The organism is Rhizobium sp. CF142 (assembly GCF_000281145.1).
Taxonomy (GTDB): Bacteria; Pseudomonadota; Alphaproteobacteria; order Rhizobiales; family Rhizobiaceae; genus Rhizobium.
Genome location: NZ_AJWE01000016.1, coordinates 26,723 through 50,824 on the forward strand (window position 1 = coordinate 26,723; position 24,102 = coordinate 50,824).

26 protein-coding genes and 1 pseudogene are annotated in these 24,102 nt (G+C 60.4%); 20 read left to right on the forward strand and 7 right to left on the reverse strand.

The window, feature by feature from the left end; all coding sequences use genetic code 11:
• Nucleotides 1-34 precede the first annotated feature (34 nt).
• The gene (locus tag PMI11_RS04905; protein ID WP_244430536.1) at nucleotides 35-322 is read right to left on the reverse strand and encodes a DUF1127 domain-containing protein; all 288 of its coding nucleotides are present in this window, start codon (nucleotides 320-322) and stop codon (nucleotides 35-37) included.
• Between the two features lie 124 nt (nucleotides 323-446).
• On the opposite strand from PMI11_RS04905, the gene PMI11_RS04910 reads away from it, so the two are divergent.
• Nucleotides 447-1,358, forward strand: coding sequence for an agmatinase (locus PMI11_RS04910; RefSeq protein WP_007814017.1), 912 nt, complete (start codon nucleotides 447-449; stop codon nucleotides 1,356-1,358).
• Nucleotides 1,359-1,403: 45 nt separating this feature from the next.
• On the opposite strand, the gene plsY is transcribed toward PMI11_RS04910, so the two are convergent.
• On the reverse strand, nucleotides 1,404-2,063 hold the full coding sequence (gene plsY / locus PMI11_RS04915; RefSeq protein WP_007814018.1) for a glycerol-3-phosphate 1-O-acyltransferase PlsY: 660 nt from the start codon (nucleotides 2,061-2,063) through the stop codon (nucleotides 1,404-1,406).
• Between the two features lie 176 nt (nucleotides 2,064-2,239).
• Between plsY and PMI11_RS04920 the strand changes: the two genes are divergently transcribed.
• Together PMI11_RS04920 and PMI11_RS04925 are read left to right on the forward strand one after the other, a co-directional pair.
• Nucleotides 2,240-3,748, forward strand: coding sequence for a winged helix-turn-helix domain-containing tetratricopeptide repeat protein (locus PMI11_RS04920; protein ID WP_007814019.1), 1,509 nt, complete (start codon nucleotides 2,240-2,242; stop codon nucleotides 3,746-3,748).
• A gap of 136 nt (nucleotides 3,749-3,884) precedes the next feature.
• The gene (locus PMI11_RS04925; RefSeq protein WP_007814020.1) at nucleotides 3,885-4,313 is read left to right on the forward strand and encodes a L,D-transpeptidase; all 429 of its coding nucleotides are present in this window, start codon (nucleotides 3,885-3,887) and stop codon (nucleotides 4,311-4,313) included.
• A gap of 5 nt (nucleotides 4,314-4,318) precedes the next feature.
• Here PMI11_RS04925 and PMI11_RS04930 read toward each other — a convergent pair whose 3' ends face one another.
• Entirely contained in the window at nucleotides 4,319-5,041 is a 723-nt protein-coding gene (locus tag PMI11_RS04930) for a Crp/Fnr family transcriptional regulator (RefSeq protein WP_007814021.1), read from the reverse strand.
• Nucleotides 5,042-5,585: 544 nt separating this feature from the next.
• Here PMI11_RS04930 and PMI11_RS04935 point away from each other — a divergent pair.
• From PMI11_RS04935 to PMI11_RS04965, 7 genes are all read left to right on the forward strand, one after another.
• Complete coding sequence (locus tag PMI11_RS04935) at nucleotides 5,586-5,864, forward strand: acyl carrier protein (RefSeq protein ID WP_007814022.1); 279 nt, start codon at nucleotides 5,586-5,588, stop codon at nucleotides 5,862-5,864.
• 115 nt (nucleotides 5,865-5,979) lie between these two features.
• Nucleotides 5,980-6,474, forward strand: a complete 495-nt coding sequence (locus PMI11_RS04940) for a 3-hydroxyacyl-ACP dehydratase FabZ family protein (protein WP_007814023.1) — start codon at nucleotides 5,980-5,982, stop codon at nucleotides 6,472-6,474.
• Complete coding sequence (locus tag PMI11_RS04945) at nucleotides 6,475-7,680, forward strand: beta-ketoacyl-ACP synthase (RefSeq protein WP_007814024.1); 1,206 nt, start codon at nucleotides 6,475-6,477, stop codon at nucleotides 7,678-7,680.
• Nucleotides 7,681-7,692: 12 nt separating this feature from the next.
• Entirely contained in the window at nucleotides 7,693-8,979 is a 1,287-nt protein-coding gene (locus PMI11_RS04950) for a beta-ketoacyl-ACP synthase (protein ID WP_007814026.1), read from the forward strand.
• 57 nt (nucleotides 8,980-9,036) lie between these two features.
• Entirely contained in the window at nucleotides 9,037-10,065 is a 1,029-nt protein-coding gene (locus PMI11_RS04955; RefSeq protein WP_007814028.1) for a zinc-binding dehydrogenase, read from the forward strand.
• Nucleotides 10,066-10,069: 4 nt separating this feature from the next.
• Entirely contained in the window at nucleotides 10,070-11,005 is a 936-nt protein-coding gene (locus PMI11_RS04960) for a lipid A biosynthesis lauroyl acyltransferase (RefSeq protein WP_007814030.1), read from the forward strand.
• 199 nt (nucleotides 11,006-11,204) lie between these two features.
• The gene (locus PMI11_RS04965; RefSeq protein ID WP_037070737.1) at nucleotides 11,205-11,909 is read left to right on the forward strand and encodes a PAS domain-containing protein; all 705 of its coding nucleotides are present in this window, start codon (nucleotides 11,205-11,207) and stop codon (nucleotides 11,907-11,909) included.
• Between the two features lie 2 nt (nucleotides 11,910-11,911).
• Here PMI11_RS04965 and PMI11_RS04970 read toward each other — a convergent pair whose 3' ends face one another.
• The 3 genes from PMI11_RS04970 to PMI11_RS04980 all read right to left on the reverse strand — a co-directional run bounded on the left by PMI11_RS04970 (nucleotide 11,912) and on the right by PMI11_RS04980 (nucleotide 13,523).
• The gene (locus PMI11_RS04970; RefSeq protein WP_007814035.1) at nucleotides 11,912-12,274 is read right to left on the reverse strand and encodes a VOC family protein; all 363 of its coding nucleotides are present in this window, start codon (nucleotides 12,272-12,274) and stop codon (nucleotides 11,912-11,914) included.
• 1 nt (nucleotide 12,275) lies between these two features.
• Nucleotides 12,276-12,674 (reverse strand): polyketide cyclase, encoded by a 399-nt coding sequence (locus PMI11_RS04975; RefSeq protein ID WP_007814038.1) that lies wholly within the window; start codon nucleotides 12,672-12,674, stop codon nucleotides 12,276-12,278.
• A gap of 63 nt (nucleotides 12,675-12,737) precedes the next feature.
• On the reverse strand, nucleotides 12,738-13,523 hold the full coding sequence (locus tag PMI11_RS04980; RefSeq protein ID WP_007814041.1) for a DUF6597 domain-containing transcriptional factor: 786 nt from the start codon (nucleotides 13,521-13,523) through the stop codon (nucleotides 12,738-12,740).
• 155 nt (nucleotides 13,524-13,678) lie between these two features.
• Here PMI11_RS04980 and gndA point away from each other — a divergent pair, with 155 nt between their 5' ends.
• From gndA to PMI11_RS05005, 6 genes and pseudogenes are all read left to right on the forward strand, one after another.
• A complete protein-coding gene (gene gndA, locus PMI11_RS04985; protein WP_007814042.1) occupies nucleotides 13,679-15,109 on the forward strand; it encodes an NADP-dependent phosphogluconate dehydrogenase in 1,431 nt (476 codons plus the stop codon).
• 83 nt (nucleotides 15,110-15,192) lie between these two features.
• Complete coding sequence (locus PMI11_RS04990; RefSeq protein ID WP_007814044.1) at nucleotides 15,193-15,591, forward strand: VOC family protein; 399 nt, start codon at nucleotides 15,193-15,195, stop codon at nucleotides 15,589-15,591.
• Nucleotides 15,592-15,916: 325 nt separating this feature from the next.
• Nucleotides 15,917-16,381 carry a hypothetical protein gene (locus PMI11_RS04995; protein WP_007814046.1) on the forward strand — a complete coding sequence of 155 codons (465 nt, stop codon included), beginning with the start codon at nucleotides 15,917-15,919 and terminating at the stop codon, nucleotides 16,379-16,381.
• A gap of 149 nt (nucleotides 16,382-16,530) precedes the next feature.
• A pseudogene (locus PMI11_RS38480) lies at nucleotides 16,531-16,688 on the forward strand (SulP family inorganic anion transporter); the annotation flags it as partial.
• Nucleotides 16,689-16,831: 143 nt separating this feature from the next.
• Nucleotides 16,832-17,371, forward strand: coding sequence for an orotate phosphoribosyltransferase (gene pyrE / locus PMI11_RS05000; RefSeq protein WP_007814048.1), 540 nt, complete (start codon nucleotides 16,832-16,834; stop codon nucleotides 17,369-17,371).
• Between the two features lie 96 nt (nucleotides 17,372-17,467).
• Complete coding sequence (locus tag PMI11_RS05005) at nucleotides 17,468-18,007, forward strand: GNAT family N-acetyltransferase (RefSeq protein ID WP_007814050.1); 540 nt, start codon at nucleotides 17,468-17,470, stop codon at nucleotides 18,005-18,007.
• A gap of 111 nt (nucleotides 18,008-18,118) precedes the next feature.
• Here the strand turns inward: PMI11_RS05005 and PMI11_RS05010 are convergent, their stop codons facing one another.
• On the reverse strand, nucleotides 18,119-19,159 hold the full coding sequence (locus tag PMI11_RS05010; RefSeq protein WP_007814052.1) for a LacI family transcriptional regulator: 1,041 nt from the start codon (nucleotides 19,157-19,159) through the stop codon (nucleotides 18,119-18,121).
• Between the two features lie 455 nt (nucleotides 19,160-19,614).
• On the opposite strand from PMI11_RS05010, the gene PMI11_RS05015 reads away from it, so the two are divergent.
• From PMI11_RS05015 to PMI11_RS05030, 4 genes are all read left to right on the forward strand, one after another.
• Complete coding sequence (locus PMI11_RS05015) at nucleotides 19,615-20,850, forward strand: ABC transporter substrate-binding protein (protein ID WP_007814054.1); 1,236 nt, start codon at nucleotides 19,615-19,617, stop codon at nucleotides 20,848-20,850.
• Between the two features lie 208 nt (nucleotides 20,851-21,058).
• Complete coding sequence (locus tag PMI11_RS05020) at nucleotides 21,059-21,964, forward strand: carbohydrate ABC transporter permease (RefSeq protein WP_007814056.1); 906 nt, start codon at nucleotides 21,059-21,061, stop codon at nucleotides 21,962-21,964.
• Between the two features lie 4 nt (nucleotides 21,965-21,968).
• Complete coding sequence (locus tag PMI11_RS05025; RefSeq protein WP_051034533.1) at nucleotides 21,969-22,901, forward strand: carbohydrate ABC transporter permease; 933 nt, start codon at nucleotides 21,969-21,971, stop codon at nucleotides 22,899-22,901.
• Nucleotides 22,902-22,905: 4 nt separating this feature from the next.
• Nucleotides 22,906-23,997, forward strand: a complete 1,092-nt coding sequence (locus PMI11_RS05030) for an ABC transporter ATP-binding protein (protein ID WP_007814060.1) — start codon at nucleotides 22,906-22,908, stop codon at nucleotides 23,995-23,997.
• Nucleotides 23,998-24,102: the final 105 nt, after the last annotated feature.

Below are 24,102 nucleotides of genomic sequence, written 5' to 3' on the forward strand. Positions count from 1 at the left end.
GAAACTGGCCATCGTGTGTCATCGGACATTCGCCTCAAACGTGCCAGAAAAAGCCGGTGGCCTCGGAGCCTGCCTGTTGTTCCGTCAGGCCGATATCGTCGATCAGAACGGGGCTGATTTTCGACCGTTGCTTCCGTTCGCGGCGGATGCGGATGCGCCAGAACCAGCGCGTGATCGCGCTTCGCAGGATGATCAGACTATTGTGCCGGCGCGACAACTTTTGACGTGGGGCTGATGCAAGGGTGCAGCAATCGCTCATGATGAACTCCATGGAGCTTGAAGGTCCGGGAACTTGGATTTCGCCCAAGACCTTCGATTTCAAAAGATGCTGGAGTCTGGAGGATGCGGCGCGGGGCGTAATTAAGCGCTTCCAAAAAGTTCGCAAAAACTTCCAAAGGGACTAAACAGGTCAAAACAGGATTTCACCTGGTCAGGACAACAAGGACATGACCGAATCATCTTCCTTTCTCGGCCTTCCCGATCGCCTGGCCGATGGGCGTTTGCCCCGTGCGGTGATCTTCGCAGCCGCGCATGGCAGCACCTATCCCGGCAAGGACAGCAGCGGTTATGCGCTCGCCGCCGGCGCCATCCGCGCTGCGAGCCAGGAGGATGCCGGGCTCATCGAGCATTGGGATTTCGATCTCGGCGGCCCGTTGTTTGCCGGCAAGCCGATCTCCTGCGTCGACGCCGGCGACATCGAGACCATCATGCATGACAACGTCGACAACCGCGCCCGGATCGAGGCGAAGACGCGCGAGGTCCTGGCGCTATCGGCCGTACCGATCCTGCTCGGAGGCGATTGTTCCGTGACCTTTCCCTTCCTCGCCGGCTTTGCGGATCAAGGGCCGGTCTGGGTCCTGCAGATCGATGCCCATATCGACTGGCGCGACGAGGTGCATGGCGAGCGCTACGGCTATTCAAGTCCGATGCGTCGGGCGAGCGAGATGCCGCATGTCGCCGGTATGGTGCAAGTCGGCCTGCGCAGTGTAGGCAGCGCGCGTGTCGCCGAGGTGGAAGCGGCGCAGCTTTATGGCAGCCGCTTTGTCACTGCCCGCGAGATCCACGCCGCGGGCGTCGAAGCCGCTCTCCGGCATATTCCTGAGGGAGTGCAGGTCGTCGTCACCCTCGATTGCGACAGCATCGATCCCGGCATCATGCCGGGCGTGGCGGCGCGTACACCTGGCGGCCTTACCTACACGCAGGTGATCGACCTGATCGCCGGCCTCGGCGGGCGGGCGAGAATCGCCGGGTTTGACCTGGTCGAGTTTTACCCTCCGGCTGATATCGACGGCCTGTCGGCGCTGACCGCATCACGCGTGCTCGTCAACGCGGTCGGTGCCATCGTCAGGCAGGATTGAAACGCTTCTTGCTCTCGCAGCAATTGGTATCGGGGCATTTCGATTCTAGGCGACTCTGCCCAGACGTGGCTCCGTCCCGGCCAGCAGCCGCCTGATATTGGCGCGATGGCGCACAATCACGTAGATGCCACCTGATATCACCAGCAGCCGATAGGGCAACGGTTGCTCCAGACCGCAGACGAGAGCGATGGCCGTCAACGCTGCCAGCATCGAACTCAGGGAAACAATGCGGAAGGCGGCCAGCGCAAGGCAGAAAACCGCTGCAGCACCCAAACCGACGGGCCAGGACATTGCCAGCAACACGCCGAGCCCCGTCGCAGCCGACTTACCTCCCGTAAAGTTCAACCAGATCGAACGGCCATGCCCCAACAGCACGCCAAGGCCGGCCAGGCAAACAATCCAGGGCTCAGAACTTTGCAGGTCAGGTGCTGTCGGCGGCGTGCCCGATGGGACTGTCGAGAACCAGAGATAAAACCAGCGGGCAAAGACGACTGCTGCGACACCTTTCAACACGTCGATCAGGAGAACCGCCAAGGCAGGCCATTTACCGAGCGTTCTGAGTACGTTCGTTGCTCCGGTGGATCTGGAGCCATGCTCGCGGATATCCACGCCCTTGAGCAGTTTGCCCGCCAGATAGCCCGTGGGCAGCGAGCCGAAGAGATAGGCGACCGCCAGTCCAACCAGACTTGCTATCCAGAAAACCATGGGTGCACCTCGACGCTCTATCTCAGCCGGTAATTATCTGATCGAACACGATTAAACCAGTCGCGCCTCGGATGTCACGCGCATGATCGGACGAAATTGTCCGCGGGAATGCCGAGATCGAATGGCATCAGGCAGGACGGTTCCAACCCCGCATGAAAGCCTCTAGGATGCGCGCCATGCAGGGAGCGCGTTTTGTCTTTGGTCCGTTCGTACTTGATCCGGAGGCGGGGACGCTTCTTCGGAACGACGATCCCGTTGCCGTCGGGCACCGCGGGGTAAAGCTGCTTGCCGCGCTCGTCGGGCGGCCCGGCGAAATTCTCGCCAAGACCGAGCTGATGGATGCGGCCTGGCCGGGCACGGCCGTCGAGGAGGGCAACCTCACCGTCCAGATCGCGCAGCTGCGCAAGCTGCTGGGGCCTGCCGCTGACGGCGGTGAATGGATCTCGACGGTTCCGCGTATCGGCTATCGCTTCACAGGCGCCACAAAACAGCTCGGCAGCGGGAAGCGAAAAGCTTTGGCGCTGCCCGACAAGCCATCGATTGCCGTGCTGCCCTTCGTTACTGTCAGCGGCGATCCGGAGCAGGAGGGATTTGCGGATGGCCTGACCGAAGACCTGATCACCGATCTTTCCCGGACCTCGGGCCTCTTCGTCATCGCCCGCAATTCGAGCTTTGCCTATAAGGGAAAGGCGATGGATGTGCGTGATATCGCCGAGGAGCTTGGGGTGCGCTATCTGCTCGACGGCAGCGCCAGACGCGCGGCTGGGCGCGTGCGCATCAATGCCCGGCTCGTCGATGCCGAGAGCGGCGATCATCTCTGGGCGGAGCGTTTCGATCGTGGCCTGGACGATATTTTTGCCGTTCAGGATGAGGTCGCCGGCAAGATCGTCGAGGCGCTGCTCGGCCGGCTGCGTCCGCCGGTGCCACGCAATCGGCCAAAGAGCCTCGAAGCCTATGACCTTTGCGTGCGGGCGCGCACGCTGATGGATGATGCGCCGCAAAGTGCGCGGGAAACGCAACTGATGCTGACACGGGCGATCGCGCTCGATCCTGACTATGCCGAGGCCCATCGCTGGCTTGCGCTGAACCATTGGATGGGTTGGGTGCACAGCGGCGGTCCGACGGAGGCCGATCGCGGCAAGGCGCTGGAGTTGGCGCGCAAAGCCGTTGCGCTCGATCCCAATGATGCGGGCTGCCGCTGGGTGCTTGCCTATCTGCTTGCCTATGAGCGGAGTTTCGCTGAAGCCGATGCGGAATTTGCGAAAGCTATCGAACTCGACCCCAACGAGGCGGATACCTGGGCCGCACTCTCCGATATCTCCATTCTCGCCGGACGGATCGACGAGGGTCTCAAACATATCGGCAAGGCCTTCCGGCTGAACCCGTTTCCAGCCAGCTGGTACTATCTGACGCTCGGCCAGGCGCAATATGCTGCCCGTGACTATCAAGCTGTTGTCGAGACGCTGCGGCGGGACGAAACCTATCGCACAAGCTCACGCCGTTTCTTGGCCGCAGCTCTTGCCCAATTGGGCCGGCTTGAGGAAGCGTGTGCGGAGGTCGAACTGTTTCTCGTCGCCAATCCGCAATTTTTGATCAGCCATTGGGCCGAGACGGAGCCATTCCGCGACGCAGCGACGCTCGCGCATTTTGTCGACGGCTATCGCAAGGCCGGCTTTCCTGATTGACGCCACCGCCGCAACCGGCCCCGGCTTGTTAGAAATGTGATTACCATTCGAGTTAAAGCAAAATAACAAGTATTGCCGTAGTCTCTTCTCTCGTTGGGCGAAAATAAGCCTTTAAAGGTTCGATAGAGGGACGACCATGAAGACGTTTTTTGCGGCTGCTACCGCAGTGTTGTTATTGCAGTTTTCTCCAGTTGCGGCTCAGGCTGCTACGCTGGTTGCCAATATCAGCCTCAGCAAGCAGACGATGACCGTCACTGAGGACGGTTGGGTGAAGTATCGCTGGAAGGTTTCGACGGCGCGCAAGGGTTATACCACGCCGACCGGTTCCTGGAGCGCCAAGTGGCTGTCTCGCGATCACCGCTCCAAGAAATATGACAACGCGCCGATGCCGTTCGCCGTGTTCTTCAATGGCGGTTATGCCGTTCATGCCACTTTCGAACGCAAGCGGCTCGGCACGCCGGCCTCGCATGGTTGCGTGCGTCTCGATCCCAACAATGCGGCCCAGTTCTTCTCGATGACGCAGGAAAACGGCCTTGCCAATACCCGCGTAGTGATCACGCAGTAAGCAAATCAGGCGCTAACCAGGCGCTCAAGCTCATCCATATCGGGAACGACGATATGACGGTTGTTTTCGATGCGGATGACGCCCCGCTTGCGCAGCTTCGTCATCTGGCGGCTGACGGTTTCAATCGTCAGCCCCAGGAAATCGGCAATCTCGCTGCGTGAGAGCGGCAGGTCGAAGGCCGCGCTGCTGGTTGTTTCCGGCTCTGCATGCGTGGCGACGAGATAGAGAAGGCTTGCGACCTTTTCCTGGGCCGTGCGACGGCCGAGTGTCAGCATCCACTCCCGCGCCGCATCCAGTTCCTTCAGCGCCTGGGCATGCAGGTTACGCTGCAGTTCCGGTGTATCCGTGATCATGCGGTCGAGCAGGCCGCGGGGAAAGACGCAGATTTCCGTCGGCGTGGCCGCTTCGGCCGACAGCGTGCTTTCAGGCACGAAGGGGCGGCCGATGAAATCGGGGGCGAATTGCAGGCCGACGATCTGCTGGCGCCCATCGGGCATGACCTTGCAGAGCTTCACCACGCCATTCATGATGTTGGAATAGGACGAGACTTCTTCGCCCTGGGCGACGATCTCACAGCCGGCATCGAGTTTGCGGCGAGTCGAGTGCTTGCAGAGTTCACGCAGTTGCGCAGCCGCCAGCGCTCCGCAGACGACGCCGTCGCGCGCCTCGCAGACGCGGCAGGTTGCCGGAATACCTATGTCAGGATCTTCACTGCGCGCGATGTCCATGTTCCGATGCCCCGATCCGACCATGCGCCTGCGTTGTGTTACGCTTCGGCCCCAAAGTCATCTATCCCGATTTCTTGCGTCTGCGTCTTGATCTTTATCAATTCCGACCGGATTCCAATTTGATCCAGATCAAAGTTTCCTCTTTTGGCAGGTTTATTTCCCGCCTTGAAAACCATCCTGCTGCAGAAATATCCGGCTCTGTTTCGCGTTATACGAGCTGTCCGGGACTGCCGCAATTGAACGCAAGTTCAGGCACACGGAGGTGTCGCTCCATGCGCGCATTCGCTGTTTGCGGCCAAGGATCAGAACGGTCTCTGTGCCGTCGAGATGGACGGTTTTGCCGTCACAAAGACCGGAAAAGTCTTTAGCCGGGTGGTCGCTTTACGCTTCGATATCTATCTCGGACGGGTCAAAAGGCGCCATTCTATTGCTGTTTAGGCAACACCTATTCGCCAAATTGGCTTGCAACCGGGACGAAAGCATTGGCTTTTGAAATGGATTTGCCTATGAGGAGGGGAATCTTCATTTCCAAGAGGTAGAGCGAGTGACCGCTACATTCGATAAAGTTGCCGACATCATTGCTGAAACCAGCGAGATCGACCGCGCAACGATCACGCCGGAAAGCCACACGATCGACGACCTCGGTATCGACAGCCTCGACTTCCTCGATATCGTTTTCGCCATCGACAAGGAATTCGGCATCAAGATTCCGCTCGAAAAGTGGACGCAGGAAGTCAACGAAGGCAAGGTTTCCACCGAAGAATACTTCGTGCTGAAGAACCTCTGTGCCAAGATCGACGAGCTGCGCGCCGCCAAGGCTTGAAGCAACATCATCATCTTTTTTTCACGCCCTGCCGCCGTTGATATGGCGGCCGGGCGGTTTTGTTCCTAAGTAGGCCTTCCGACGGGCTTATTGCGCGTCGCGCCGGAGAAGTCTGATGCTGCTGGAATATTTCCAGATGATTGACCGCGTCGAGGCGGTGGACCTTGAGAAGCGCACGCTCGTTGCGCGCTCGGTCGTGCCGGCCAAGAGCCCTGTTTTCGAGGGGCATTTTCCAGGCATGCCGCTCGTTCCGGGCGTGCTTCTCATCGAAACCATGGCGCAGGCATCAGGCATGCTGGTGCTGGCCGCCACCGATTTTACGTCGATGCCCTTCCTGATGTCGGTCGATGGCGCCAAGATGCGCACCTTCGTCGAGCCGGAAGCGGTGCTCGACATCGAGGCTTTCCTCGAACATGACGGCTCCGGTTTTGCCGTCACCAAGGCAAAGATCACCAGCGGCGGCAAGAAGGTCTGCGATGCGCAGCTAAAACTGCGCACCATGCCTTTCAGCGAGATTCCGCTCGGCGATATAGTGAAGAAACGTGCGGAGGAGGTGGGCCTGATGGCCGCCATCGCCGCGCAGGGGGCGAAGGCCCAGGGGAGTGAATAGATGAGCAAGGCCGCCAATGACGTCGTCATCACCGGCATCGGCATCGTGACCTGTCAGGGGGTCGGTAAGGACGCGCATATCGCGCTGCTGACCGCCGATGCCGCGCCTGACACTGTTATCGAGACCGAGAAGTTCAAGCCCTATCCCGTGCATCCGCTGCCGGAGATCGACTGGTCACAGCAGATCGCCAAGCGTGGCGACCAGCGCCAGATGGAAAACTGGCAGCGCATCGGCGTCTTCACCGCCGGGCTTGCGCTCGACGATGCCGGTTTCAAGGACAATCTCGAAGCCTGTGGCACAATGGACATGATCGTGGCGGCCGGCGGCGGCGAGCGCGACATCAATGTCGATACGCTGATCGTCGATGAGGGCCTGAAGCGCAACGATCGCGAGCTGCTTCTGAATGAGAAGCTGACGACGGAACTGCGTCCGACGCTGTTTCTTGCGCAGCTTTCCAACCTGCTTGCCGGCAATATTTCCATCGTTCACAAGGTCACCGGTTCCTCGCGCACCTTCATGGGTGAGGAAGCATCCGGCGTTTCCGCTGTCGAGACGGCCTACTGGCGCATCAAGTCGGGTGAATCCACCCATGCGCTCGTCGGCGGTGCCTTTGCTGCCGAGCGCCAGGATATGATCCTGCTGACCGAAGCGATCGGCGCCAATACGCGCGGCGAATGGGCGCCGCTCTGGTCACGCTCCGGCCTCGAAGGCGGTGGCATGATCACGGGTTCTGCCGGTGCCTTCCTGGTGCTGGAATCGCGCAAGCATGCCGAAGCGCGCGGCGCGCATATCTATGCGACAATCGGTGCTGTCGAAGGCGACCGCGGCAATCGCGCTGCGGGTAATTTTGAAGTGCGCATGGAGCGGCTGCTGAAACCCGCTGCCGATCTGGCCCCCGAAACCACAGCGATCTTCTCCGGCTCGACGGGCATGCATGAGCTTGCCGCTCGCGAAAAGGCAGTGCTGGAACATCAGCTTCCGGGTGCTGCGATCCGCGGCTTCGGCGGCGTTTCCGGCCACACGATCGAGGCTCAGTTCACGCTCGGCCTTGCGCTTGCAGCTCTTGCCATCGACGCCAAGGCCAAGGTTCCGCCTTTTGATGCCGCGAACGAAGCGCCGATGAAATCGGGCACGAAGGCTGCCGTCGTAACCACCGTCGGACATCAGCGCGGCGAAGGCGTTGCCGTTCTTTCCGCAGAAGCGTGAGGAGTGACTGAAATGACAGCGTCCGCTTACAGGGATCATCTCGGCCGTCCGATCGTCGCGGTCACCGGCATGGGCATCATCACCTCGCTCGGCCAAGGCCTCAGGGATAACTGGGCAGCTCTTTCGTCCGGCACATCGGGCATTCACGACATCACCCGCTTCCCGACGGACGGCCTTTCGACGCGCATTGCCGGCACGGTCGATTTCATCGACATCCCGGTGCCGAACGCCGTCGAGCGTTCCTATGCCTTTGCGCGTGAAACGACCATCGAAGCGCTTGCCGATGCCGGCATCTCCGGTGATTTCAATGGTCCGCTGTTCCTGGCTGCACCGCCGATCGAGCCGGAATGGAGCGCCCGTTTCGAGCTTGCCGACCGTTCGCCGGCCGCCGATCATCCGGGCGACGCCTATGAGCGGTTTTTAGCCGCCATGCGCCAGCGCCCCGATCCGGCTTTCCATGAGGCGGCTCTCTTCGGTGCGATCTCCGAGCGGCTCTCCGATCGTTTCGGCACGCGCGGCTTGCCGGTGACGTTGTCGACGGCCTGTGCATCGGGTGTCACGGCGATCCAGCTCGGCATCGAGGCGATCCGCCAGGGCCGCACGGACCGGGCGCTGACGGTTGCGACCGACGGTTCGCTGAGTGCGGAAGCGCTGATCCGCTTCTCGCTGCTGTCTGCTCTCTCCACCCAGAACGATCCGCCGACCAAGGCGTCCAAGCCGTTCAGCAAGGACCGTGACGGCTTCGTCATCGCCGAAGGTTCCGCGACGCTGGTGCTGGAGTCCCTGGAATCGGCCATTGCCCGCGGCGCCAAGGTGCTCGGCATCATGAAGGGCGCCGGCGACAAGGCCGACAGCTTCCACCGCACGCGCTCGTCGCCCGATGGCGGCCCGGCAATTGCGACGATCCGCGCAGCGCTTGCCGATGCCGGCATGAGCGAGGATGATATCGGCTATATCAATGCCCACGGCACCTCGACGCCTGAAAACGACAAGATGGAATATGGCTCGATGTCCGCCGTCTTCGGCGAAAAGCTGGTTGGCATTCCGGTGTCGTCCAACAAGTCGATGATCGGCCATACGCTGACGGCGGCAGGAGCTGTCGAGGCGGTCTTCTCGCTGCAGACGATGCTGACAGGCACGCTGCCGCCGACGATCAACTACAACAACCCGGATCCGTCGATCGTTCTCGATGTCGTGCCGAACAAGAAGCGGGAAGCCCAGGTTTCGGCCGTGCTTTCCAACTCTTTCGGCTTCGGCGGACAGAATGCCAGCCTTGTCATGGCGCTCGAACCGGCTTAAGCGGTTCCCGATAAATCAACCGACAAAAATAACGCCCCAGAGGCGAGAGGTTTTGCCATGCGCGCTTTGCAACTGATCGATGACCGCAAGCTTGAGATCACCGACCTGCCGGAACCGGAAGCACCGGCCGCCGGCGAAGTGACGCTGCGCGTCAAGGCGGTTGCGCTGAACCATATCGATGTCTGGGGCTGGCGCGGTATGGCATTCGCCAAGCGCAAGATGCCGCTCGTCATCGGTGCGGAAGCCTCCGGCGTGGTCGAAGCGATCGGTCCCGGTGTCGCCAACCTTCTGCCCGGCCAGCTCGTGTCGATCTATGGCGCGCGCACCTGCGGCCTCTGCCGCCCGTGCCGTGAAGGCCGCGACAATCTCTGCGAACATGTCTCCGGCGTACACGGCTTCCATCTCGACGGCTTCGCGCAGGAAAAGGTGAACCTGCCGGCGCGTCTCCTGGTTCCGGCCCCTCCCGGTGTCGATGCCATCGGTGCAGCGCTTGCGCCCGTCACCTTCGGCACGGTCGAGCACATGCTCTTCGACAATGCCAAGCTCGAACCCGGTGAGACGATCCTTGTCCATGCCGGCGGCTCCGGCATCGGCACGGCTGCGATCCAGCTTGCCAAGAAGATCGGCTGCACCGTGATCACCACCGTCGGCTCTGACGACAAGATCGAGAAGGCGAAGGCGCTCGGCGCCGATCACGTCATCAATTACCGCACCGACCGTTTCGAAGGCGTTGTGCGCAAGCTCACCAAGAAGAAGGGCGTCGACGTCGTCTTCGAACATGTGGGCAAGGATACTTGGGCAGGCTCGATGCTCTGCATGAAGCGCGGCGGGCGTCTCGTCACCTGCGGCTCGACTTCGGGTGTTTCGACCGAGATGAACCTGATGATGCTCTTCCAGCAGCAGCTCAAGCTCTTTGGCTCCTTCGGCTGCCGCATGGAGAACATGGCCGATGCCATGCAGAAGATGGGCCGCGGCCTCGTTCATCCCGTCATCGACACTGAAGTCGGCTTCGACGATATCGACCGCGCACTGGAGCGCATGGAGACCCGTCAGATCTTCGGCAAGATCATCCTGAAGATGGACTGACCGAGTGAAGCTTTTCATCACTAGGATCGTTCTGGCGCTCAGGCGTTTCCAGCAATGGCTGGTGGCGCAGCTGATGTTCGGCTTCCTGAACTTCCTGAAGCTTTTTCCGGCCGATGGAGCGATGCGCTTTGCCGACTGGATGACCCGCCAGATCGGCCGGCGACTGAAGCGCCACAAGCTTATGCTCTACAATCTGCGCCGGGCCTTTCCGGAAAAGAGTGATGCGGAGCTGGAGGAAATCGCGCTCGAAAGCTGGGGCAATATGGGCCGGCTTGCGGCGGAGTACGTTTTCCTCGACCAGCTCTTCGATTTCGATCCTGAAAGTGCCGAGCCGGGCAGGGTGGAAGTCTCAGGCATTCCGATCTTCCTGGAGTTGCGCGACAATCCGCGCCCGTTCATCGTCTTTACCGGCCATACCGGTAATTTCGAGCTGCTGCCCGTCGCGGGTAATGCCTTCGGTCTCAGCGTGACCGTGCTCTTCCGCCCGCCGAATAACCCTTATGTGGCGCAGAAGGTCTTCGATTTCCGCAGTGGCCGCATGGGTAAGCTCGTGCCTTCACATGCCGGCTCGTCTTTTGCGCTCGCCCGTCAGCTGGAAGCAGGGCAGGGCGTTGGCGTACTCGTCGACCAGAAGTTCAGCCGCGGGTTGAAGACGACGTTTTTCGGCCTGGAAACCAAGACCAATCCGCTGCTGCCGAAGCTGGTGCGCCAGTTCAATTGCGAGGTCTATCCGGCCCGCTGCATCCGCCTGTCCGGCAATCGCTACCGCCTGGAGATCGAGCCGAAGATGGAGATGCCGCGCGACGAGAAGGGCAATCTGGATCTTCCCGCTACGGCACAGATGATGAACGACAAGGTGGAGAGCTGGGTGCGCGAATATCCGGCCCAATGGCTGTGGTATCACGACCGCTGGGATATCAAGCGTTCCGTCAGTCTGTAAGATTCTGCCTGTAAGATTTTGCTCCTGATTTATAATCGGTGAAAAGCGACAGGTCCGCTTCGGTTGAAAATGAGCACGGTTCATGTTACGCGTCTCTACTAGGGCGCGCAAAGCACCTACCGCAGGGCGTAGTCTTTCATTAAGCATAGGCCTCGACCGGTTTCGGAACGTTTCTCAGGAAATGGATATTGGGGGTATCTTGCTTGAGCTGTTCAGGGCCTTTTCCTTGCGCTGCGCGCAGATAGAGGAAGCGATAAGGCTAGGGGATGATGGGCGCGTGGAGGCGCTCGACCGCGATATCCAACCGCTGGTCGAGGCGATCCTCTCATGCAGGGCGTCCAGCCTCATCGAAGTCTATATGCAACTTCAGTTTGTAAGCTACCTCATCGCACAGGATGCCGATGACGCGGCTTTCGTGACGCAATATGCCGCCGTTCTCTCTTATCTGCTCGACCGCTATTTCGGCGCCCATGCGCCGGACTGGCGCGTGCCCCTGCCGGCGGACGTGAAGCTCAGGCAACCGCCCGCCTATATTCCCGATACTGATAACGGCCAGTTCCTCAATGCGGCGATCCTGCAAACACTGCCGGACCGCGTGGCGGTGCTGACGAAGGATTACCGCTACCTCTATTCCAATCCCGTCAATTGCGCTCACCTTGGCAAGAATGCCATGCAGCTCATCGGCCGCCATATCGTCGAGTTCATCGGCGAGGAGCGCTTTGCCAGCGGGGTGAAGGAAAAGCTCGACGCCTGCTTTGACGGCATGTCGGCGGATTACACCTACGCGCGGGATGAGCGGCGCAATCGCTGCCGCATGGTGCCGCTGCACGACGCAGCGAAGAAGGTGATCGGGGCGCTCATCACCATCCAGAATCTCGGCACCACGGCAACTGCGGATGCCTGATTTCAGTCTTTGCTCCAGACGGCAAGTTCGTAGCCGTCCTTGTCGACGAAATGGAAGCGCCGGCCGCCGGGGAAAGGCGTGATCGGTTTTGCTATGGTGCCGCCGGCCTTTTCGACGCTGGCGAGCACGTCTTCCAGCTTTTCGGCATAGAGGATGACGAGCGGGCCACCTCCGGCACGCACCGGGCCGAGATTGGTGAAGCCGCCTTTCAGCCTTCCGTCGTCGAACTCGCAGTAGTTCTCCCCGTAATCGGTAAAGCGCCAGCCGAAGGCCGCGCCGTAGAAGGCTTTTGCCGCACCAATATCGGCGACGTTAAACTCGACATAGTCGATGCGACGGTCATTTTCAGCGTCGTTGCTGGCCATCTTACTTCTCCATCATCGATTTCAGAGCCGCCAGATCCTTCTGGACATGAGCGGCATCGGCGGCAAATTGTTCGTCGGTCATGCCCGGCATGCGCAGCAGCGTGAACATCGCCTCGCAGCCATCGCCATTCGGCACGATGCGCAGCGCGTTATAGACGCGCAGGCCGGATTCGATGGTGACGGTATGGTCGATGACGCCGAATTCGTTCGGCGGCACGAAGCTCACGCGGACGCTGCCGAGCGGGCCGTGGGCGATCCAGTCCTCGCCATCGGGTTCGAGGCCGCTTGCAAGGCCGGAGGCCCAGAGCGGCATGTTCTCCGGCCTGCCGGCGAAATCATAGACATCGCGCCAGTCTCTTTTGATCGTGATGTGGACGATGCGGGCGGGCATTGTGTTCATCGGTCTGTCCTTTTGCTTTGCGTCAGACTAGCAGGCCGGCACGGACCGTCTTGAACAAAACGGTCAGCGGGTCGTCAATTGAGCGAGCATGACGGCTGGTGTCAGTGTCGTCAGGTCGCCGATTTCGCGCGTCATATGGGCCTGATCGGAAAAGCCGGCTTCGAGGGCGAGGGCGGCAAGGGACAGGGTCTCACTTGCGCGGCACAGGGCCATGAAGCGCTGCAGCCGGCGGATGCGCTCCAGCGTCTTGATCCCGTAGCCGAAATGGTGGTGGGCGCGGCGGCGCAACTGCCGTTCGCCAATATCGAGCCTCTGCTGCAGGCCGCCGATACGGCCCGATCCATGGTCTGCGGCGGCAAAGATCAGGCGAGCCTCGGGGTCTGGCTCCGCTTCTTCCTTCGCCAGTTCACTCAACAGGGTGGCGAAGAGCGAGAGGGCGGTAGCCCCATCCGGACAGTCGGACAGGCGCTGTTCGAGGAGGGCAGCCTTTTCAGGCGCGAGATCGCTCAGGGGAATGGAGAGGCCGGTGATCTCCGACAGAGGCAGTTTCAGCCAGGCGGCGCCGGCGCCCGGTGCAAAACGCGCGCCGATAATGTGCATGCTCGGCGTCATCGGTGGGAAGGCGGCAGTGCGGTCCGGCCCGACAACGAAGAGGCGGCCGTCTGCAAAAAGCAGGTCGCAATAACCATCAGGAACGATGGCGACCGGGCTCGCGGTTCGAATCTCATGCGACCAGAGGCAGCAGAAATGCGGTGCAAGGGCAGGCGAAGGCACATATTCGCGGTAGCGGCCGGCTCTCTTTGCGAGCTGTGGCCCGATATCGCTTTGCCTTGCTGCAGCAGCAGTCATTTCAGCCTCCCAAACACATGCATATGGTGCTTCCCTGGCCATTCGAAAAGCCTGTTCCGACAGCCTTTTTTCGACCCGAATCGTGGTCTTCGACCTTGCCGTTTGGCCGAGAGAGTGCCACAACATCGCACCATTTCACTCATCGGAGGTTTGTCGTGGAAAAGGCAGAAATCGGACTGATCGGCCTCGCCGTCATGGGTTCCAACCTGGCTCTCAACATTGCGGAAAAAGGCAACAAGATCGCGGTTTTCAACCGCACGCCTGAAAAAACGGATGAATTCTACGAGAGCGCCGGCGATCTCAAGAAGCAGATCATTCCCTGCAAGACGATCGAGGAGTTCGTCGAGGCGATCCGCCCGCCGCGTCCTATCATCATCATGATCAAGGCAGGCGATGCCGTCGACCAGCAGATGGAGGCGCTGCGCCCGCATCTGGAAAAGAACGACATCATGATCGATGCCGGCAACGCCAATTTCCGTGACACCGTCGCCCGCTTCGACCGCCTCAAGGATACCGGCCTGACCTTTATCGGCATGGGTGTTTCGGGTGGTGAGGAAGGTGCCCGCCACGGCCCGTCGATCATGGTCGGCGGCAAGGAAGAGTCCTGGAAGCGCGTCGAGAAGGTTCTGACCTCGATTGCTGCCAAATATGATGGCGACCCCTGCGTTGCCTGGCTCGGCAATGATGGCGCCGGCCATTTCGTCAAGACGATCCACAACGGCATTGAATATGCCGACATGCAGATGATCGCCGAAATCTACGGCATCCTGCGCGACGGCCTCGGCAAGAGCGCTTCGGAAATCTCCGGCATCTTCGGCGAGTGGAACAAGGGCCGCCTGAACTCCTACCTGATCGAAATCTCCGAGAAGGTTCTGGCCGCCACCGACCCGATCTCCAAGACGCCGATGGTCGACATGATCCTCGACAAGGCCGGCCAGAAGGGCACCGGCAAGTGGTCGGCGATCGAAGCGCAGAACATGGGTATTCCCGCAACCGGCATCGAAGCCGCCGTTGCTGCCCGTAGCCTGTCGTCGATGAAGGAACAGCGTGTCGCCGCCGAAAAGATCTTCGGCGATCTCGGTGCGGCCTTCCCGATCGCTTACGGTCCTGAGTTCAACAAGGATCTGGAACTGGCGCTGTTTGCCGGCAAGATCGGCGCCTATGCGCAGGGCTTTGCCGTCATGGCCGAAGCCTCCAAGGAGTTCAACTGGTCGCTGCCGATGCCGACGATCGCCCGTATCTGGCGCGCCGGCTGCATCATCCGCTCGCAGTTCCTCGACGAGATCACCAAGGCGTTTACCGATGCGCCTGATGCGGCAAACCTCATCGTCACGCCGGCCTTCTCCGGCATGGTCAAGGAATCGATCCCGGCGCTGCGCCGCGTCGTGACCGCAGCACTTGCCGCCGGCCTGCCGGTTCCGGCGCTTGCCTCGGCGCTCAGCTATTTCGACGCCTACCGCCAGGGCCGCGGCACTGCCAACCTGATCCAGGCGCAGCGCGACTTCTTCGGCGCCCACGGCTTCGACCGCCTCGACGGCAAGGACTTCCACCATGGCCCGTGGGGCAGCGGTGCTTCGACCTTCTGAGATCTGCGAGAATAGAGTTGAAAGCCCGGCCATTGCGCCGGGCTTTTTGTTATAAGGCCAATGGCGAACGGGAGGTTTTCGACATGCTTCACCATGCATCCTTCGGAGTGATCGATATTGAGAGAGCCGCGCGGTTTTACGATGCCGCGCTCGGCGCGCTCGGCTATGCCCGCGTATGGGAGGACTTGCGTCCCGGTGAGGTCGGGCAGGCTGTCGGTTATGGCGTGCCCGGTGGTGGCGACAAGCTGGCGCTCAAATCGGTGGAAGCGGGGCAGGGCGCGCCAGGTGCTGGTTTCCATCTCGCCTTTGCGGCACCCGACCGGCAGTCGGTCATCACCTTTTATGCGGCAGCCCTTGCCAATGGCGGCGTCGATAATGGCGCGCCGGGGCTCAGGCAGCATTATGGGCCGAATTACTTTGCGGCCTTCGTGATCGATCCCGACGGGTATCGTGTCGAGGCGGTTTTCAATCAGGCGGAGTGACGGTTTGCTCGGCTGAGAGGTGCCACTGCGTTATCCGTTACCTCGCGCTGCAAGTGTGTACGCAATCGCCCTAATTGCTGCCGATTCGAATTGGCACTAATATTAGGTGTTGGAACTATATAGCAGTGCGTACAGGCTTTGGCAGCAATGTCATCAGGCGCTGATCTCACCATCAGGCGCTTGCACATAGTCCTTATCAGGTATGCTCTTGTTCAGGCGGGGAACTGCTCAAGAGTCGGCTGTTATTCCCGACGTTTGACTAGTTCCATGAAGGACTATCTGCGTGGCGTTGCGTTGTTCCTTTGAACCGAGAGGGAGACACGGAATGTCGGACAGGAAAGGCTCTGACCCAAACGAGATGCCGCCGAGCGCGCAGGATCTGCGCGATCTCCAGGAGGCGATGAAGCAGAAGGCGACGCGAGCGACGGAGGCGAAGGAGAAAAGTCATTTCGACCTCGTCAATGATTTTATGTTCAAGCATGTCACCGAAAACGAAATCCAGATCGTGCGGCGACTGGTCGATAATGCCCTGAGGGACGGAAAGACCGAAGCGCTGGTCTATCAGTTCTCGTCCGACTACTGCACCGACAGCGGCCGCGCCATCAATAACGGCGCCGATAACTGGCCGGAAACGCTGCAGGGAAAAGCCAAGGAATTCTACGAGCGCTATGAGAAATATGGGCGCCCGCAGGGCTACAAGCTGAAAGCCGTCGTCGTCAATTTTCCGAGCGGTATGCCGGGCGATGTCGGCTTCTTTCTCAATTGGGAACCCGACAAGCCCAAGCTGTAAACAGACGGGCCATCGACAGCCTCGCCGTGCCGAGAGCATAGTTCACCAGCCGTTTCCTGGGGGCGTCGTGCTCCCGGCATATGAGCTTGCCTTTCCGGTAATTTGACACGCTCCGATCGCCGTTTGCGAGCCTTCGACGTCGGGAGCAGATGGAAAACATTCACGTGCCGATATCGAGGAGGCTGAGCGGGTTTCGCGCGAATTGGCTGCGGAGCGATATTCCGGCAGGCCTTCCATCGCCGCTGTCGGCCTGCCGAGCGCAATCGCTTATCCCGCCATCACAGACCTGCCGCCGGAAGCCGGACTCTAGGCCAGCATCGTCGCGCCCATCGCCAATGCCCTGTTCACACCATCACAAATCGCAGCGACACTGTTGCGGGAATGCGCAGGCATAGGGCGTTCCTCTGTGCGAAGCAGCGTTGTGAGCCAGCACTTTCTGAAGGGGTAGAAATGATCAAGGCATCCGTCGACCATGCGGCATTGGCCCGGCAAATCTCTGAAATCGCAACATTGGAGGGCGAATTCGTCCTTCGCTCCGGCCAGATTTCGAACCGCTATTTCGACAAATACCGCTTCGAAGGCACGCCGGCTCTCCTGAAGCCGCTGGCTCAGGCAATGGCTGCCCTTCTGCCCGCCGATACGGAAATCATCGCCGGGCTGGAGCTCGGCGGGGTACCGCTCGTGACCGCGATCTCGCTGGAAACAGGCCTGCCCGCCGCCTTCATCCGAAAGGAAGCCAAGACCTATGGCACCTGCCGGGCGATTGAGGGGCGGGATGTGGCGGGCCGGTGCGTGACCTTCATCGAGGACGTGATCAGCACGGGCGGGGCGGTGGCCGATGCCTATCGAATGGCGGTCGGCGAGAAGGCAGAGGTGCTTGGTGTCGTCTGCGCGATCTGGCGAGGCGAGGGGGCCGCGCGCATCGAGGGCGTGCCGGGGCTTGAGGTGTATCCGGTGTTTACGCGGGCGGATCTGGAGAATGCGCGGTAGCAAGGGTGTTTCCGGGTTCGGCCGTGCGCGAGTTGCGATCGGCGTGATAGCGACTAGACTGCCGACTGCAAAGAAAACCGGATGTTGGCGGCGAGCATGGTGCGTTTGAAGGGTGAGACTGTCGCGCTGCGGCCGGTGTCTTTCGACGATGTGGATGTCCGGCTGTCTCTCGGCAACCCGGCCGAGATCCTCGAGATGTTCGGCATCGGCCGTGACGATGTAACGCCGCTGACGAGAGAGGGTGCCGTTCAGTGGATCCAGGGCCTCGTCGTTCATCCGCATGCCTGGATCATCGAATTTCAGGGGCGGCTGATCGGCGAAATCCGGCTGGACAGGCTCGATGCCAGCGATCGCCGCGCCTCCATGGCGATCGGCATCTACGATCCGCAATTGCTGGGAAAAGGGCTCGGGAGCGAGGCTATTCGTCTCCTCCTGCACCATGCTTTCAACGAGTTGCGGCTGCACCGGATCGGGATAAGGGTGCTTGCGTACAATACGCGGGCGATCCGGGCCTATGAGAAATGCGGCTTCGTGATCGAAGGCAGGGAGCGGGAGACCGCTTTCGTGAACGGCGTGTGGCATGACGACATAATGATGGGGCTGCTGGAGACGGATTTTTCGGCATCTTGCCGATGAATGGCGCGGGGCGAGCACTGAGCCGAGGGCTGCGGCGAAGGTCAGGCGCGGGATAGCGAGCCAGTAGGAGAACATTGGCGGGTGGTTCAGCGGGTTTGTGATTGGATCACCCTACCGCCCGTTCGGCCATTCCGGCTTGCTGATACTCTGCAGCAGCTCCGCATCCACGCCATCGATCCGCGCAATCACCTGCTTGGCCATCTCGCGGCCCGCGTGGCGGACGTCTTCGTAGGCGGTGATGATCTCAGGGCGGATCCAGTTGAGGATCGGGGCGGATTGTTTGGAGACGAGGTCGACGTCGTGGCCGAGGCGTTTGCCGGCGGCCTCGATGCCGGCGTTGACGGCGATGGTGGCGCTGCCGGCTGACGAGACGATGCCGTCGGGCGCGCCGGGGGAGCGCATCAGCTGCTCCACGGCGTCTCGGATTTCGGCGAGCGGGGCATCGATATTCACGCGCAGCGGCACTTCCTCCGCGCCGTAATCGTGCAGGCCGGTCTGAAAGCCGATGCGGGTATGGGTGTAATAGGTGAGCTTGCTCGGCGGCTGCAGCAGGGCAATGCGCTTGCGGCCGCGGTTGACGAGCTTCTGCACGGCCTGATGGGCGTAAGCCTCGTTGTCGAAGTCGTGGTAGGGGTGCACGAGGCCGGCATCGGTGCGGCCGTGGGTGGTAAAGGGCATGCCGCTTTCGGCGAGCAGGCGCACGCGCGGATCGTCAGGCTCGACGCGCGAGATGATGACGCCGTCTGCGGAGCCTGTGTCGAGGATGTAGCGCACCGGCAGCATGGGGTCCTTGCTGTGCGAATGCGGGGTGACGACGATATGGTAGGGCGTGCCGGTCAGCACTTCGGAAATGCCGAAGACCATCTGGCTGGAAAAGCCCATGATCTCCTCGTCGATGCTGAGGACGAGGGCAATCACATTGGTCTTGCCGGTTCTCAGGCGTACGCCGGCCCGGTTCGGTTGATAGCCGAGCTGGCGGGCGACCATGCGCACCCGCTCCTTGGTTTCAGCGCCAATATCCGGTGCATCTTTCAGTGCCCGCGATACGGTCGTCACGCCAAGGCCCGTCATGAAGGCGATCGTCTTCAATGTCGGGCGCTCGCGCGGAATGGAACCGGATGCCGCTCCGCCGAAATTTCCGTTGTTTTCCATCCCTTTAGGCCCGCCTCACGCGATTTGCTTCGCCTTATAGAGGCTTTTTGCTGCGCTGTAAGTACGCCGGCGCTGAAAAAGCTCTCCTCCCTGAGCGACACAATCTGTAACGATACAGTAGAAATGTCGAGCCTTTTTTCTGATCAGCGTTGCATAGAGGTCCTCTCTGGTTGAATCACGTGCTCGGCACGCGATTTTTTGCACCCGCGAAATCCGAAATAGTAGAAATTGTCAGACTAATCAAAAATTAGACTATAAAATCAGCTATATAAGTTTATACCGCAATTGCGAGATCGCTTGCTTATGCTTTTCTTATGGAGCAAAGACGGAACCGATGATTGCCCGCATAGGCTGTAATGGCGCCTTTCACAGAAAATTTTGCGAGCGGGCGGTTGCGCGGATAAATCGATTGCTCTAAGTTTTTCCGGCAACGTTTCAGTGAGGGAGGAGAACTCATGAAAATCCGTATGATGGCGGCTGTGCTTGCCGCTTCCGTAGCCATTCCGTTTGGTGCCGCCAAGGCAACCGATCTCGAAGTCACCCATTGGTGGACCTCGGGCGGCGAAGCTGCCGCTGTGGCTGAGCTGGCAAAGGCATTCGATGCCACCGGCAACCACTGGGTGGACGGCGCAATCGCCGGTTCCGGCAGCACGGCGCGCCCGATCATGATCAGCCGTATCACCGGCGGTGACCCGATGGGTGCCACCCAGTTCAACCACGGCCGTCAGGCCGAGGAACTCGTTCAGGCCGGCCTCATGAAGGATCTGACCGATGTGGCGACCGCAGGCAAATGGAAGGAAATCATCCGTCCGTCGACCCTGCTCGATTCCTGCACGATCGACGGCAAGATCTATTGCGCACCGGTCAACATCCACTCCTGGCAGTGGCTGTGGCTGTCGAATGCCGCCTTCCAGAAGGCTGGCGTTGCGGTTCCGAAGAACTGGGATGAATTCGTCGCTGCCGCTCCGGCCCTGGAAAAGGCCGGGATCGTTCCTCTTGCAGTCGGCGGTCAGGGCTGGCAGGCAAGCGGCGCCTTCAACGTTCTGATGATCGCCATCGGCGGCAAGGACAACTACCTGAAGGTCTTCAAGGATAAGGATGCCAAAGTGGCAGCCGGCCCCGAGATCGCCAAGGTCTTCAAGGCTGCCGACGATGCACGGCGCATGTCCAAGGGCAGCAACGTGCAGGACTGGAACCAGGCCACCAACCTCGTCATCACCGGCAAGGCCGGCGGCCAGATCATGGGTGACTGGGCGCAGGGCGAATTCCAGGTCGCCAAGCAGGTTGCAGGCAAGGACTATACCTGCCTTCCGGGCCTCGGCGTGAACGAGATCATCTCGACCAGCGGCGACGCCTTCTACTTCCCGCTCCAGAAGGATGCCGAGAAGGCGAAGGCTCAGGACGTGCTTGCCGCAACGCTTCTCGACCCGAAGACCCAGGTTGCCTTCAACCTGAAGAAGGGCTCGCTGCCGGTTCGCGGCGATGTCGATATCTCGGCTGCAAACGACTGCATGAAGAAGGGTCTCGATATCCTCTCCAAGGGCAATATCGTCACCAGCTCCGATCAGCTCGTTTCGCCCGATACGACAAAGCAGATCGAAGACCTCTTCGCCGAGTTCTTCGCCAATACAACGATGACGCCCGACGCAGCGCAGAAGCGCTTCACCGACATCATCGCCGCCGCCGACTGATCCTCGGTCCTCAAGCCTATCAGGTCCGGTCCTGCATGTTGCAGGGCCGGATCGCGCCGCCCGGATCTCTGATCCCTTCGGCGACGGCACGTCACACCCGGCTGCGGTCGCGCCAAGACCGCACCGCGGTTGCGACAGGGAGGGGAAGGGCGGCCGTCTTCGGACGGAGCCCCGATCACCGAAGCGACTGTGCTTCAGGAGGAAACTCATGACAGGTCAAGCGAAAGCCGGCCGACCGTTTAAATTATTCCGCAATCTGAATTCCAAGATTGCCTCCATTCCCATGATCCTCACCGCCATGGTCATCTTTCTCGGTGGCACGATCTGGACGGTGATTTATTCCTTCACCAATTCCAAGCTTCTGCCGCGATTGAATTTCGTGGGCATCGAGCAGTATCAGCGTCTCTGGGCCGCCCCGCGCTGGGTCGTGTCCATCGAGAACCTGGCGATCTACGGCATTCTGTCGCTGATCTTCAGTCTGGTCATCGGTTTCATGCTGGCGGCTCTCATGGATCAGAAGATCCGTTTCGAGAACACGTTCCGCACGATCTTCCTCTATCCCTTCGCGCTGTCTTTCATCGTCACCGGTCTCGTGTGGCAGTGGATCCTGAACCCGGAATTCGGTGTCCAGGCGGTCGTGCGGTCGCTGGGATGGACGAGCTTCAGTTTCGATCCGCTCTATACGTCTGAAATCGTCATCTACGGGGTGCTGATCGCCGCCCTCTGGCAGGGTACCGGCCTCGTGATGTGCCTGATGCTCGCAGGGCTTCGCGGCATTGACGAGGATATCTGGAAGGCTTCCCGCGTCGACGGCATTCCGATGTGGCGGACCTATCTCTTCGTCATCATTCCGATGATGCGGCCGGTCTTCATCACCACGCTCGTCATCATCGCCAGCGGCATCGTCAAGGTCTACGACCTCGTCGTCGCCCAGACCAGCGGCGGTCCGGGCATCTCGTCGGAAGTGCCGGCGAAATACGTCTACGACTACATGTTCCAGGCGCAGAATCTCGGCCAGGGCTTTGCAGCCTCGACCATGATGCTGCTGACAGTGGCGATCATCGTCATTCCCTGGGCATATCTGGAATTTGGCGGAGGGCGCAAACGTGGCTGACAATATCGCTCTCAAGGCCGTCAATGGCGGCGACACTCCCTTCGAGAAGAAGTCGGTTTCCGGTCCGGCCGGGCCAAAGCCGCGGCCGGTGGTTTCGGGCCGCAACATCATCGTCTACGGCACGCTTTTCGTGGCCGCCGTCTATTATTTGATTCCGCTCTACGTGATGATCGTCACCTCTCTCAAGGGGATGCCGGAGATCCGGCTCGGCAACATCTTCGCGCCGCCGATGGAAATCACCTTCGAACCCTGGGTCAAGGCCTGGGCGACGGCCTGCACCGGACTCAACTGCGACGGTCTTTCGCGCGGTTTCTGGAACTCGGTGCGCATCACCGTTCCCTCGGTCATCGTTTCGATCGCGATCGCCTCGGTCAATGGTTATGCGCTGGCGAACTGGCGCTTCAAGGGATCGGAATTCTTCTTCTCGGTCCTCATCATCGGCGCCTTCATTCCCTATCAGGTGATGATCTATCCGATCGTCATCATCCTGCGCGAAATCGGCATCTACGGCTCGCTCACCGGCCTCGTCATCGTGCATTCGATCTTCGGCATGCCGATCCTGACGCTGCTTTTCCGCAATTACTTCGTGTCTCTGCCGGAGGAACTCTTCAAGGCGGCGCGTGTCGACGGGGCGGGCTTCTGGCAGATCTTCCTGAAGATCATGCTGCCGATGTCGCTGCCGATCTTCGTCGTCGCGATGATCCTGCAGGTGACCGGCATCTGGAACGACTTCCTGTTCGGCGTGGTCTTCACCCGGCCGGATACCTATCCGATGACCGTGCAGCTCAACAACATCGTCAATTCCGTCCAGGGCGTGAAGGAATACAACGTCAACATGGCGGCAACGATCCTCACAGGACTTGTTCCGCTCATCGTCTATTTCGTGTCGGGGCGGCTTTTCGTCCGTGGCATCGCCGCTGGCGCAGTGAAGGGTTGATCCCATGAACATGAATGCAAGTGTTTCCATCAAGGACCTGTCGCTGAATTTCGGTGCGGTCAGCGTGCTCAAGGATCTGAACCTCGACATCAATGACGGCGAATTCCTGGTGCTGCTCGGCTCTTCGGGCTGCGGCAAGTCGACCTTGCTGAACTGCATTGCCGGGCTGCTCGACGCCTCGGAAGGGCAGATCTTCATCAAGGGCAAGAACGTCACCTGGGAAGAGCCCAAGGACCGCGGCATCGGCATGGTGTTCCAGTCCTATGCGCTCTATCCGCAGATGACTGTTGAAAAGAACCTCTCCTTCGGCCTTCGCGTCGCCAAGGTGCCGCAGGTCGAGATCGACAAGCGCGTGGCGCGCGCCTCCGAGATCCTGCAGATCCAGCCGTTGTTGAAGAGGAAGCCGGCCGAGCTTTCCGGCGGCCAGCGCCAGCGTGTGGCGATCGGCCGTGCCCTGGTGCGCGATGTCGATGTCTTCCTTTTCGACGAGCCACTGTCGAACCTCGATGCCAAGTTGCGCTCGGAACTGCGCGTCGAAATCAAGCGCCTGCACCAATCGCTGAAGAACACGATGATCTATGTCACGCATGACCAGATCGAGGCGCTGACGCTCGCCGACCGTATCGCCATCATGAAGAGCGGTATCATCCAGCAGCTCGACGATCCGACGACGATCTACAACAAGCCGCGCAATCTTTTCGTCGCCGGCTTCATCGGCTCACCGTCGATGAACTTCCTGCACGGCGAACTGATCAAATCGGGTGACGGCATCGCCTTTACCGCCAATGGCGTCAATTTCTCGCTCGCTGCCTATGACGGCTACGATAAGCTGCAGCCCGGCCGCAAGGTGGTGCTTGGCGTTCGCCCCGAACATATCAAGGTCAACGAGAATACCGGTGGCGAAGAGCATGACGCCACCGTCGACATCGAGGAACCGATGGGCGCGGACAATCTTCTGTGGCTGAAACATGCCGGTCACACGATGTCGGTACGCATCAACGGTGCGCGCCGCTTCAACGTCGGAGCCAAGGTGAAGCTCAGCTTCGACATGTCGCTCGCCTCGGTCTTCGACGCCGAAAGCGAACTGCGCCTCTAGAAAGTTCTGCGGGCGGCGCTGGAAACAGTGCTGCCCGATCCTCCAATCGGCCGTCAGGCCAGCCAAATTCGGCCGCAGTCCGGCTTGTCCGGCAATCCCAGGAGC